9 protein-coding genes are annotated in these 13,594 nt (G+C 41.1%); all 9 read left to right on the top strand.

Annotated elements, in window-relative coordinates; translation table 11 throughout:
• Positions 1 to 110: 110 nt before the first annotated feature.
• A complete protein-coding gene (locus BFP97_RS19280) occupies positions 111 to 443 on the top strand; it encodes a PadR family transcriptional regulator (protein ID WP_069843981.1) in 333 nt (110 codons plus the stop codon).
• Positions 440 to 3,067, top strand: a complete 2,628-nt coding sequence (locus BFP97_RS19275) for an ABC transporter permease (protein WP_083262672.1) — start codon at positions 440 to 442, stop codon at positions 3,065 to 3,067. The genes BFP97_RS19280 and BFP97_RS19275 overlap by 4 nt, the downstream gene beginning before the upstream one ends.
• Before the next feature lie 162 nt (positions 3,068 to 3,229).
• Positions 3,230 to 3,571: a PadR family transcriptional regulator gene (locus BFP97_RS19270; protein ID WP_069843980.1), complete on the top strand. Its 342-nt coding sequence runs from the start codon at positions 3,230 to 3,232 to the stop codon at positions 3,569 to 3,571.
• A complete protein-coding gene (locus tag BFP97_RS19265; protein WP_069843979.1) occupies positions 3,568 to 6,243 on the top strand; it encodes an ABC transporter permease in 2,676 nt (891 codons plus the stop codon). Before BFP97_RS19270 ends, BFP97_RS19265 begins: the two co-directional genes overlap by 4 nt.
• A 114-nt stretch (positions 6,244 to 6,357) precedes the next feature.
• Positions 6,358 to 7,236: an RNA polymerase sigma factor gene (locus BFP97_RS19260; RefSeq protein WP_069843978.1), complete on the top strand. Its 879-nt coding sequence runs from the start codon at positions 6,358 to 6,360 to the stop codon at positions 7,234 to 7,236.
• Positions 7,237 to 7,308: 72 nt separating this feature from the next.
• Positions 7,309 to 7,890 carry an SRPBCC family protein gene (locus BFP97_RS19255; RefSeq protein WP_069843977.1) on the top strand — a complete coding sequence of 194 codons (582 nt, stop codon included), beginning with the start codon at positions 7,309 to 7,311 and terminating at the stop codon, positions 7,888 to 7,890.
• A 142-nt stretch (positions 7,891 to 8,032) separates the two neighbouring features.
• Positions 8,033 to 8,365 (top strand): PadR family transcriptional regulator, encoded by a 333-nt coding sequence (locus tag BFP97_RS19250; protein ID WP_069843976.1) that lies wholly within the window; start codon positions 8,033 to 8,035, stop codon positions 8,363 to 8,365.
• Positions 8,366 to 8,367: 2 nt separating this feature from the next.
• On the top strand, positions 8,368 to 10,980 hold the full coding sequence (locus tag BFP97_RS19245) for an ABC transporter permease (RefSeq protein WP_083262670.1): 2,613 nt from the start codon (positions 8,368 to 8,370) through the stop codon (positions 10,978 to 10,980).
• Complete coding sequence (locus BFP97_RS19240; RefSeq protein ID WP_069843975.1) at positions 10,973 to 13,558, top strand: FtsX-like permease family protein; 2,586 nt, start codon at positions 10,973 to 10,975, stop codon at positions 13,556 to 13,558. The genes BFP97_RS19245 and BFP97_RS19240 overlap by 8 nt, the downstream gene beginning before the upstream one ends.
• Positions 13,559 to 13,594 lie beyond the last annotated feature (36 nt).

The following is a 13,594-nucleotide window of genomic DNA, read 5'->3' as shown; positions in this document are numbered from 1 at the left end:
TCGTAACATTATCTTCCGAAATGTACTCCCTATATATATTCATGTTTTGTATAAATAATGAGTAAGTCTATTTCTATTTTTTATACATTTAAAGAATAAATAACGAAAGTATGAAAGGAACGAACCTTGGTGAATTTGAAGAAATCGTGCTACTCACCATTGCCGCACTCATCGATGAAGCCTACAGCGTGGCCATTTGTGATGAAATTGAGCGTGTTACGGATCGGAAAGTAAAGCTTAGCGTAGTCCATGCTGTACTCAATCGCTTGGACAAAAAAGGCTTTGTGAAATCACACTTAGGCGATCCAACCAATGCCCGTGGAGGGAGAAGGAAACGCTTCTTTACTGTCACACATGCCGGAAAAGTGGCACTCACTAAAGTAAAGGAACAAAGAGATCAATTCTGGAGTGTGATACCAGAATTCAACCTGAAATTCATATGAAAAACAATAGTGTTCACCCACCCAAATGGGCCAACCGGTTTTTGGAATGGTACTGCAAACCAGAACTATTCGAAGACCTACAGGGTGATCTATATGAATACTTTGAAAGAAATATAGAAACTAAGGGCAGACGGAGAGCACGCCTGAATTACACTTTAGATGTGATCAAGTTCTTCAAGCCCTATACCGTCAAAAAACTCGAAATATTAGGTCAACTAACACAATTCATCATGTTTAAAAACTATTTCAAAACATCTATTAGAAGTATCGGTAGAAACAAACTCTTTTCGGCCATTAATGTCCTGGGGTTAGCGATCAGTATGTCAGTATGCCTGTTAATGATCACCATGTTCTCGGAGGTTAAGAACTATGATCGTTTTCATGCCGATTATGACAGGATTCACAGGGTAACCAATGCTCAGAAATATTTAGAAAATGAACCTAACCTGTTCGCCTCTACCTCCGTTCTTGCTGGCAGAAGGCTTAAGGCTGAGGTACCAGGTATAGAAGCAGCCACAATTATTACCAGAAGTTTCCGTGCCGATGCTAAAGTGGGAGACAACACCTTCCCTTTTAATGCTCCCTGGGTAGATAATGACTTCTTCAAGGTCTTCTCTTTTAACCTCTTAAGGGGGGATGCTAACGAAGCACTTGCCGAACCATATTCAGTAGTTCTAACAGATGAGACTGCTGAGAAATTCTTCCCTGATCAAGATCCGATGGATCAGACCATTCTCATGAATGATCAGAACTACCGTGTCACAGGCGTGGTAGAAAAACCGCCTTTCAATTCACACTTCAAGTTTTCTGCATTGATTTCTTATACCACATATGAACAAGAAGAACGTAAAAGAGAAGAGAACGACTGGTGGTTAAATTGGCATAACATGTGGTCTAACTATGCTTATTTCAAGCTAGACGAAAACACAAGCATAGACCAAGTTCAGGCCCGCCTTACTTCGATTGCAGATGATGAGACATCTCCTCAAGATCAGACGAAAATAATTCTGGGAACCCAACCCTTAACCAATATCATGTCGGGTCCAGATATGAGTAATCAAATAGGAGAAAGCATTGGCAATCAAGCCCTATGGATCTTAGGTGTATTAGCCTTTGTGGTCATTTTATCTGCGGCCTTCAACTACACAAACCTATCAATAGCCCGATCGTTGAGAAGAGCAAAAGAAGTTGGTGTTAGGAAAGTTGTTGGTGCGACTAAAAAACAGGTCTTCACTCAATTTACCATCGAGGCTTGCATCATTTCTGTTTGTTCCCTGATCATTGCCTATCTGTTATTCTTTGTGCTCAAGCCTCTCTTCTTGAATCTTAGCCCCGAGATGCAAAGGAGCTTAAAGCTCGAACATGAGCCCATCATGCTTGTGTATTTCTTGTTGTTTGCCATTGGCGTAGGCATATCCGCAGGCTTTATTCCTTCTTTGTTCCTATCGAAGTTAAGAGCCATTCAAGTGCTCAAAGACGCTTCCAGCACTCGGCTATTCTCAAAGATCAATCTAAGGAAGGTGCTCATTGTGGTACAGTTTACGCTGTCCTTGGCATTTATCATTTCGGCAAGTATTGCCAATCGACAATTCAAATACGCATTGAATTTCGACTTAGGGTTTGATACTGAGAACGTATTGAATGTCAGTTTAGCGGGTAACGATCCTTATTTGACAAAAGCCATTTTTGAGCAAATTCCAGAGATCACAGACATCTCCCTATCATCTCATGTACTCAGTACCGGAAGCAGATATGCGAATAGAGCTAAGAGTGAGGATGGTCTTGATTCAGCCACCGTTTATCTATCGCAAATAGACCATAAATACATCCCTTTAATGGGTCATCAACTTTTGGCTGGAACCAATTTTGTCAAAAAGGATAAGGTTGAAAAAGAGGAAACGGTTATTGTCAATGAAACCATCTTGAACAAGTTTAAACTTGGAACACCTGAAGAAGCGATCGGCAAAGTATTGAAGTTCGGTCCAGAGTCATCATTGATCGTTCAGGGTGTTGTGAAGAACTTTCACTATGCCACTTTGGACTCAGAAATTGAATGCTTCGCTTTCAGGCATCAACCTCAGAATGCCGAAATACTCAATTTGAAAATCATGAGTGATAATATTTTGAACACCAGACAAAAAATTGAGGCAGCATGGCTTGAATTTGATGATGTCCATGAGTTCAGAGGATCCTTCTATGATGAACGTATTGAAGCGGCATATTCTGAATTTGAGGTAATGTTTACCATTGTAGGGTTTCTGGCCTTTATCACCATCACCATTTCCGCACTTGGTTTATTGGGAATGGGAGTTTACACGGCTGAAACACGACTCAAGGAAATCAGTATTCGAAAGGTGCTCGGTGCCTCAGAAGGCAGCCTGATCACTTTACTATCCAGAGGTTTTATGTGGCTTTTACTAATCGCTTCACTGATCGCTATACCGAGTACTTATTATTTATTCGACAGCGTCTTGCTTTCGGATCAGGCACACAGAGCAGATATAGGTGCCTTAGAACTACTACTAGGGGTAATCGTCATATTCGTGATCGGCTTTATGACCATAGGCAGTCAGACATGGAAGGCAGCCAAGTCAAATCCCGCACAAACTTTAAGGACTGAATAACCCATTTTCAAAAGGCGTGTACCACTACAAGTGATACACGCCCTTTGCTTTCAATCCCATTCAGTACACAATTCTCCCAGTTCAGTCAGGTTTTCAGGCACATAATATCGTCAAATACGAATTTAATCATTAATATTATCGTCAAATACGAATTATATAATCATGAAAGGAACAAACTTAGGGGAATTTCAAGAGCTTGTTTTGCTTACCATTGGGACGCTGTATCCCGAGGCCTATGGTGTCGGCATCAAAGATGAAATCCGAGAAAAGACTGGAAGAAAAGTCACGCTAAGTACAGTACATGCCGCACTTAACCGACTTGAAAAAAAGGGCTTGGTTCAAAGTAGTTTTGGCGAAGCCACAAAAATCCGCGGGGGCAAACGAAAGAAGTATTTTACCATAACAGCGTATGGCATAAAGGCGCTGGAAGAAACACGTGAACAACGTGAACAATTGTGGAATGCCATTCCAAAGCAGGTTTTTCAAATAAACTGGTCTTTGTGAATTCAGCGAAGGAAAACCATAGTCCTCCACGCCTATCCAAGCGCTTCCTGAAATGGTATTGCAAGCCAGAGTTGTATGAAGACATCTCTGGTGATATCGAAGAAGACTTTAACCACAGAATCATGTCTCATGGGGCGAGGTCGGCCCGGGTGCATTACACGCTGGATGTGATTCGATTCTTTAGACCCTTTGCGGTTCGAAAATTATTTAAAACTCAAATCAACAATCGTATGTTCAGCATTAACTCAAAGATCGCCCTAAGAAATTTGGGCAAACACAAACTCTACTCTTTTATCAACATCAGTGGGCTGGCACTCGGTATTGCCGCATGCCTGATTATCGCTCACTATGTGTCCTTTCAGCTAAGCTTCGATACAAGCTTTGCCAACTCAGATAGGCTATATCGAGTTCATATAAAACGTTACCAAAGTGGGGTAGATCAAGGTACCGACTCCAATGTAGGTTACGGTCTCGGGCCGGCCATTCAAGAAGCGGCACCAGAGATTGAAAAAGCTTCTTTAATCCATTTTTACTATGACGGAGCGATTGTTAGTAAGGCAGTAGATTCAATTGCCTCCACTCCTTTTCAAGAAAAAGACCTCATCTTTGTTGAGCCATCCTTTATTGACATGTTCTCTTTGGAATTCATTGCTGGTGATCCAAAAACAGCATTGGACAATCCGAACTCTGTAATCATTACAGAATCCATCATGAGGAAATACTTTGGAGAAACGACTTCCTTACCCTTGGGAGAAACACTTAACATTATAGGCAACTGGGGTGAAGCCGGTGGGTTCTCGATTTCTGGAGTCATCAAGGATTTTCCTGATAACTCTCATCTTGAAATAGACATGTTACTCCCCATGAGTAATGTATTAAAAGATGGTCAATACCAATCAGAAGAGTCGGCTTGGGGATGGAGCAACTTTGAACTCTACGTTCAGCTACTCCCACAAATAACAGAGTATGCGGTAGAGGATAAGATTGCCGGATTGATGAAGAAGTATGTGGGAGAAGAAATGGAGCAGAACAGCGAAGATAGAGTTCTGAGTATTCAATCTATCGAAGACCTCCACTTAAATTCCGAGCGAACAGGAGAAGAAGATGCCATGAATTCGGTTTACTTTCTCATTTTGATTGGCGCCTTTATCCTCGTCATTGCGTGGATCAATTTCATTAATTTATCTACAGCAAAATCTGCTGAAAGAAGTCGTGAGGTAGGTGTAAAAAAGGCAATGGGCGCTATCAAAAAACAGATCATTTATCAGTTTTTGACAGAGTCCTTTTGGCTCAATTTATTCGCAACCCTCTTGGGTGTAGTTGTAGCCTATCTATTACTTCCAAAACTAGGTGCTATCATTGGTGAGTCCTTTAGTCTTGACCTTAGCAATAAGGTTACGCTCATCATCATAGGAGGTATGATCTTTATCGGACCTTTACTCGCAGGTATTTACCCCGCTTTTGTAATGTCAGCTTTTAAAACAACTGATTCATTGAAGGGCATTAAAAATGTCAGCAAAAGCAAGATTCCTCTACGAAAAGTGCTGGTGGTATTTCAATTTGTAATATCTACTTTGATGATCGCAGGTACCTATGTAGTGTCCGAACAACTCAAGTTTATGAGAAATCAATCTACTGGTTTTGAAATGGAGAAAATGTTGGTCGTCAAGGGACCCAGAACCAGCGTCAAATTTGATAGCTTCCAGAAGTTTAGAAATGATACCAAAGCACTGGCTTTGGTAGAAAGTTTCGCTACTTCGAGAAGCATACCTGGCGCTGGATATAATTGGGGTACTGAAATGTATAAATTCGGATCACCAAAGTCTAGCCGAAATACAGTGAGTGTCACCTGGGTGGACCCTGATTTTATACCCACTTATGAATTAGAGATGCTGGCTGGAAGAGATTTTTCAGATCCAATAACCGATGCAGAAGACCTTAACGTTGCCAATGGAGCAATTATCAACGAGGCCACACTAAGGGTTTATGACCTTGGCACGCCTGAGGAAGCAGTTGGCCAAAAGCTTGTGATTAGTGGTACTACCATACCTATAAGAGGCGTGTCCAAAGATCATAATTGGCGATCATTGCATAGTGAGATTACTCCCAGTATATTTCTCTTCTCCCCTGCCTCTAAGGATTACTTCTCTATAAAGTTAAACATGACTAACCCGGAAGAAGCGATCAGTTCGATTAGTGATTTCTATGCAGACAACTTTCCTGGTAACCCAATAGAGTACTACTTCCTGGATGACTTTTTTAATGAACAGTACAATGAGGATCGCCAGTTCGGCCAAATTTTCAATAGTTTCGCCATCTTCGCTATCGTAGCGGCATGCTTGGGACTATTCGGACTAACTGCTTTCAGCATGTTGCAAAAATCTAAGGAGATTGGAATCAGAAAGGTGCTTGGTGCTAAAATGGGAAACATCACCTACTTATTCTCGAAAAACTATCTACTTCTCATCTTAATTGCCAATGGCTTGGCCATACCAATCTCCTATTTCGGTATGGAATACTGGCTTCAAGATTTTGCCTACTCCATAGCGATTAGTCCAAAGCTATTCATCGTTCCGGTTGTACTGCTAATGCTAATTGCGCTGGTGACTATTACCTTCCAGACACTGAAAGTAGCTACTTCTAACCCAGTGAAGAGCCTCCGGGCAGAATAGCATACTATTCTCATTGATAAAAAGGTCCGCTTAATTGAGTGGACCTTTTTATTTATATTTCAAAAAGCTGTAACACATTCCAGTTTCTTGAATCATAGGTTTAAACCTATTCATATGAACCCTTTTATCACTGAGTACACTACCGACCAAGACGACCAACTCTTAATTGAGAAGTCCATTGCCGGTAACAGGCAGGCACTGGAAGATCTGGTCAAAAAACATCAACCTTACATCTACAACATTGCATGGAAAATGGTGCAAATGCCGGCAGACGCTCAGGACATCACGCAGGAGGTTCTGGTGAAAGTGGTTACAAATTTATCGCAGTTCCAGGGTAAATCTTCATTCCGAACGTGGTTGTATCGCATTGTCGTTAATCACTTCTTACAAATGAAAAAGTCGACCAGAGAGACCTTGGTTGGAGAAAGTTTTCCAGCCTTTTCTGAGCGATTAGATAGTATCCCTGACCAGATGTTAACCGATATTGAAATAAAGGAAAAGGAAATAGAAATTCGTGAAATGAACTTGGCCTGTATGTCTGGCATGCTGCTTTGCCTTACAAGAGACCAACGACTGGTTTATATTTTGGGAGAACTATTTGGAGCAGATCATTCTATTGGGGCAGAAATTCTTGAGATCAGCAAAGGCAATTTTAGAATTAGACTTTCCAGAGCCAGAAAAGACCTCTGGCATTTTATGAATAATCACTGTGGACTGGTAAACAAAGCCAACCCATGCCGCTGCCATAAGAAGGTAACGTATGCCTTTGACAAAGGACCTCTCAGTAGCAAAGACTTGCTCTTTAACAAAAAAGATTATCGAAGCTTCCAGCAACATATTGCACAAGATGCCGATGATGCCTGGCAAATTGTAGAAGACAAGGCACGCGAATTACACGCCAATTTCCCGTACAATCCAATGCACAACAAAAAAGAGTTCTTCGACCAGTTAATCAACAACGATCGGGTAGTAGCACTCTTTAATCTGAACTAAGTTGTAACACATGGTAAGGCGCCTCATCTAAAGAGAAAAAGAACTATGAGGAATCTATTAGCCATTTTAATTATGTCAGTGATAACAGTTGGAACTCCTGCTCTTGCCCAGAAAGAAAAAAGGGTACAGAAGTTTGAGGTTTCAAAAGTAATTCCGTTTCCAGCCGAAAAAGTTTGGGCCATTGTAGGAGAAGATTATGGTGCGATCGCATACTCTCACCCCAAGATCATTGAGTCTGAATACATCAATGGAAGTCTGAAAGCAGGTGAAGGTGCTGAGCGTGTTTGCTATTTCAATGAAAAGCATACACAGTACTTGGAAGAAAAAATGATCGATTATTCTCCTGAAACAATGTCATTCACAAACACTGTCTCGCAGGCGGGAAGGTTTCCGGTGAACCCTGACTATACAAAAGCGGTTTACGATGTGGATGACCTTGGAAATGGTACCAGCATGTTAACCTTTACCATGCAGTATAGAACCAAACCTGCCTTCATGGGTGGTTTCGCAAAGGGTAGTTTCAAGAAGCTTATTAATGATTACTTCATTGCCATTGAGCATCATCTGAGCACTGGCGAGAAGGTAACAAAGACAAACTTCAAACAAATCAAGAAACAGATTAAAAGTAGAGAAAGGAGCGCTAGCTCAAAATAACACTTTGTTAAATTCCTGATTCAAAAGGCCTTTCAGACATTCTGAAGGCCTTTTTTTCTTGTTGATGTAACATATTTCTACACATTTAGTCTTCATTTAAGAATCAAATGTATAGATTAGGTCTTCATTTAAGGAACTAATTATGAAAGGAACGTACTTAGGAGAGTTTCAAGAAATAGTACTACTGACCATTTTGGTACTCGCAGAGAATGCATACGGCATTACAATTCAGGATGAAATCGGAAAGCGTACTGGCCGAGAGGTCAGCCGCGGAGCCTTACATACTGCTCTTACCAGATTGGACGAAAAAGGATTTATCTCTTCAGAATACGGAGGTGCTACAGCAGAGCGCGGTGGGCGAAGAAAGCGGTATTATCAGGTCACTAATCTGGGTAAAAATGCACTAGAAGAAGCAAAGTCCTTGAGAGACGATCTATGGAGTGCAGTACCTAAAGTCTCACTTCAAAGGACATAGCGTTGAAGAATTTCTCACATCCTCCTAAATTCTGGACAAGGCTATTCAAATGGCTTTGCAATGATTCATTCTACGAAGAGCTGCAAGGTGATCTGGAGGAACGCTATGTGATCAATTTAGAAGCTAAAGGACTTCAAACAGCCAAGTCCATTTATCGCAAGGAGGTCATCAAAATGATTAGACCTTCGGTACTCAAAAAAACTAGAACTAGAACTCGTTTAAACAACATCGCCATGTTTAGAAATTATAGCATTGTGGCTTTTCGAAGTCTGATACGTAATCGCCTATTTTCTACAATTAACATTTTTGGTTTGGGCATCAGTATGGCAGTAGCCCTGCTCACTATTGCTTTTGCAACAGAAATCAATGGATATGATAGCTTTCATGAAAACAAGGACAGAATTTATCGTATTACCAATGCTCAGGTCAGTCAAGAAGGTGAGATATATCGTTACGCCAGCACATCGCTTTTAATCGGGGAACGAGCCAGAACAGAAATCTCAGGTATAGAGCAAACCGTTTCCATATATAAAGGATTTGGCGGAGACCTTAGATATGACAATAACGCCTACTATACGAATGGCCTGTTTGTCAGTGAGGAATTCCTGGATGTCTTCACCTTCCCTGTCTTGCACGGCAACCCAGAAACGGCATTGGATGAACCCTTCTCAGTAGTACTGACTGAGGAAATGGCAATTAGGGTTTTCGGAAGAACGGACGTTTTGGGAGAAGTTTTACGAAAGTCAGAACAGCAATATACAGTTACGGGAATTCTTAAAGACCTTCCTAAGAACTCTCATATCAAGTTCGAGGCTATTGCATCTATGAGCTCTATGAAATCAATGGAGCGTTACAAGGAAGGCTATTTTGATAGCTGGCATAACATGTGGAGTGGTTACGCCTACATTTTACTTCCGGAGAATCACAACCTAGATGCACTCGATGCGCAATTGAAAACTATTCAGGAGGAAGAAAACGCTAAAAATACTGGTGAACAAGAAGAGTTACGTCTAGAATTAGAGGGCTTAATGGACATATTTCCGGGTGATGGTAAGTACAATCAATTGGGCACTGTAATGCCCAAAGAGAAAGTCAATCGGATGATTATTCTAACGATCATAGTTATGTTCTGTGCCTGTTTCAATTATGCAAACCTGACCATAGCCCGCTCGTTGAAAAGGGCCAAAGAAATTGGTGTCAGAAAGGTTGTTGGAGCAAACAAAAGTCAAATTTTCTTCCAATTTGTTAGCGAAGCTATTTTTGTTTCGCTCCTAGCTCTTACGGTGGCTTTTCTCATTTTCAACCTCATAAAGCCTCAGTTCCTTGCCTTAGACTTCTACACTTCCAGAACTACCACTCTCGATTTGACAACACTGAACTACCTGAATTTCACGATCTTCGCCATCGCCATCGGGGTGCTTGCAGGTCTTATTCCGGCCTTATTGATGACAAAATTCAAATTGGTCTCTATTCTCAAAGGAGTATCCCATATGAAGGCCTCTAAAGGGTTTGGCCTTAGGAATATTCTAGTAGGCATACAGTTTGCATTGTCTATGGGATTTGCCGTTCTAGTTACACTGGCTTATCAACAATATAAACATGCACTCAATTTCGATCTTGGTTACACCACTGAGAATATTCTTAATGTACCACTTCACGGAAATGATGCCGATTTAGTATTCAATACACTTACTCAAGTAGCAGAAGTACAAGCTGCATCTAAATCGGCCATAGTACCAAGCACGGGAGGTTTGCAATCAAGCAGAGGACGACTTATTGGTGGGCAGGACTCAACTAGCATCTACATGAACACAATTGATGAGCACTACATAGAAAACCTCGAACATGAACTTTTGGCAGGAGAAAATTTCAGAAAAGATGACAGGCAAGACCAAATGATCGTCAACGAGCAATTGATTAAGGCATTTCATTTTGAGACTTTCGAAGAAGCCTTGGGCAGAAAGGTCAAGTTCTATAGCGAGGAAAGGGTAATAATTGGCGTTGTCAAGGATTTTCATTACGGAACTATTTACAATGAGCTAAAGCCTTTTGCCTTTGTTAAGAATCAGGGAAGGTTTCAATACGTTAATCTCAAAGTTAGGTCAAACAACTTACTAGAGACCATGAAGAAACTTGAAGAAGCGTGGATGACCATAGACCAGGATCATGAATTCGATGCACAGTTCTACCATGAACAGATAGAAAGAACTTACTCAGATATTTCCTCGACAATGAAGACCTATGGCTTCCTCTCCATTGTTGCCATTTGCGTTTCCATTTTAGGCCTTTTGGGAATGGCTGTTTATACGGCAGAATCTAGGATAAAAGAACTTACAATTCGCAAAGTACTAGGTGCAACTGTTACGAACATTCTGGTCTTACTATCTAAGAACTTTGCCGTCATTTTCGTAATTGCGGCTGCAGCTGCAATTCCACTTAGCCTGTATATTTATAGGACTACGATGCTAGAAAACATAGAATTCACCCAAGACGTGCAATTCTGGGAACCAGGCAGTGGTGCATTGGCCGTGATTGTAGTTGCTATGCTTACCATAGGCTTTCAAGCCATAAAGGCAGCAAAAAGCAACCCAGCGGAGAACCTTAGAAATGAATAACGATCCACCGAAGTTTTGGACAAAGCTATTTCGCTGGTTTTGCAACGGCTCACTATTTGAAGAGCTTCAAGGCGATTTAGAAGAGCGATTTTATCGTGTTCAAGAAGAACAAGGGAGCAAAAAGGCAAAATCACTCTATAAGAAAGAGGTCATCAAACTATTCAGACCTTCTGTATTCAAAAGAACTTTTACTACACCGATTATGAGACACTCCCTGATAAGCCACTTTTGGAAGATGAGCTTCCGAAACTTAAAAAAGAACTTATCCTATACCCTTTTAAATACCACGGGTTTTGCGGCAGCCCTTGCCGTTTGCCTATTCTGCATCAATGCGATCTACTCCAATCAGCAGCTCGACAAGAATTTCTCTGATGGTGACCGAATCTATCGGGTAAATCTGGAAGCGAGAGATTTAGAAGGACAGAACCTGAGTGCAACTACGCAAATATCGCTCTATCAAAAAATACAAGAAGCAATCCCTGAGGCCGAAAATATTGCCATTATTCAAAATCAGGTAATGTATACCTCAGCTTACCTCAAAGGAGTCAGGAGGAACGTTTTGGGCCAGGGTATTAACAAAGACTTTTTCAAAATCTTCGACTATGAAATGGTTTTAGGCAGCTCAGAAACTCTTTTCGACAACCCAAAGCACATCATCATCACAAAAGAGTTGATGGATAAATATTACTCGGAAGAAACGGTGATTGGTTCCAGCCTAGGCAAGTACATAATTAGTGGTGTTGTCGAAGATCCCGCAAAAGTTTCTCACCTAGACTTTGAGTTCCTCCATAGTGAATATCAAGACCATACGGCTTCTGCATTTTATACGAGTTGGAAAATCTATTCCATGCAAGCTTTGTATATCAAGCTTTCACCTAATACAGATGTCTCCTATGTCAAGGATAAGCTTGCGCTACTTTCTGCAAGCATCAACAATGAACTCAACAACTCAGAAGAAGGGATTGAATACAATTACATTCTAGAGCCCTTGGCCAAAGTCGCTCAGTCGAATGCAATACAAAATAAGGGTGTACTCTTAAATGGAGAGGTGCAAAACATGCTCATCGGCCTGGTGATCATAACATTGATCATAGCCAATTTCAATTACACCAATTTGGCCATGGCTAGCGCTATATCAAGAGCAAAAGAAGTAGGGATTCGAAAGGTTTTAGGAACAGGAAAATATTCCTTGGTCTACCAATTTTTAATAGAGACTACGATGCTTTCCTTGCTAGGTCTTGCTTTTGCCCTCCTTCTGTTCAAACTATTGGCCCCTAGCGTAGCCTCCTTTACAGATTTCACTTTTCAAGAAAGACTAACACTTGGCCAAGTGTCGCTATTCTTCTCTTTCACTCTTTTTACTGGATTGATTTCGGGCCTAGTTCCTGGCCTATTCTTCTCAAATATTTCTATCCTCAGTCTATTCAGAAAAACAACTCAAAGGAGTGGAGTATCTCTTGATAGGCTCAAGAAAGGCCTAATGACTACCCAAGTAACGATAAGCCTCTTAGTTTTCACTTTAGGCATACTAGTTCTTTCACAATCCAGCCTTATTCTGGATCAAAAAACGCCATTTAGCGGAGAACAGGTTGTTGCACTAGACTTACCACCTTCGGATAGTTTGAGTACGGTATTTAGGACGGAAGCTGAACGTTTGAATGGCGTAGAATCCATAGCTGGTACTCTGGCTGTTCCATTCGTTAGCGCCTTTGGAAACTACGGTATCCGGAAACAACACGTAGAAGATCCAAACCAAAGGTATTCAGCTGTTATACTTCAGGCAGACAGTGGGTTCGTATCTACTTTCGGCAAATCTATAGATTGGCTGACGGACAAAGAAATAGCGGAGGATCGACCATATTTCTTAGTTAACAAGGCCTTTATCAAAGCAATGAACGACACAATAAAGACTTTCGACCAAACCACCTTCTCACTAGGCCGTGACTATTACCCCGTTTTGGGAATTATCAATGATTTAAACCTCTCAGACCCAATTGAAGAGGCTAAACCTGCAGCCATTTTGATCACACACGAATACCCGTTTAGTACACTCATGCTACGCATTAATGAAGCCTCTTTTGCGAGCACTCTTGGTCAATTAGGTGAACTATATCAATTGAGATACCCAAACAATGATTTTCAACCTGTATTCGTAGATGATGTGCTTGCAAACCGCATGAGTCAATTCAGGAATATAGTACGTGCTTTGATCTTTGTATTCGCATCTATCATTGCCATTACGCTCATGGGGCAAATCGGAATGGCCATGTACCAGGCCAAAACACGAGAGAAGGAAATTGGCATTCGGAAAGTTCTTGGTGCTGAATTCAAACAAATCATTCGCCTCATTCTAAAGTCTACTTTTTTACAGCTCATAGTTGCCGGATTAATTGCCTGTCCTTCGGCTTATCTATTATTTTCGAAGATGTCCCCAGACCTATCCATTCCTCTGGAAATCAAGGTCTACCATTTCGCTGGGGCGTTTCTGCTCTTTTCCATTGTCATATCTACATTGGTTTCCAGTCAAACCTGGAAGACCATCACACAAAACCCAGTTGACTCTTTACAAAACGAGTAACTCAAAAGAGAGATTAAGTTATCTCCTCTTTTATCA

Origin of the sequence: Roseivirga sp. 4D4 (assembly GCF_001747095.1) — a bacterium.
Taxonomy (GTDB): Bacteria; Bacteroidota; Bacteroidia; order Cytophagales; family Cyclobacteriaceae; genus Roseivirga.
This window is presented reverse-complemented; position numbering and strand designations above follow the sequence as displayed.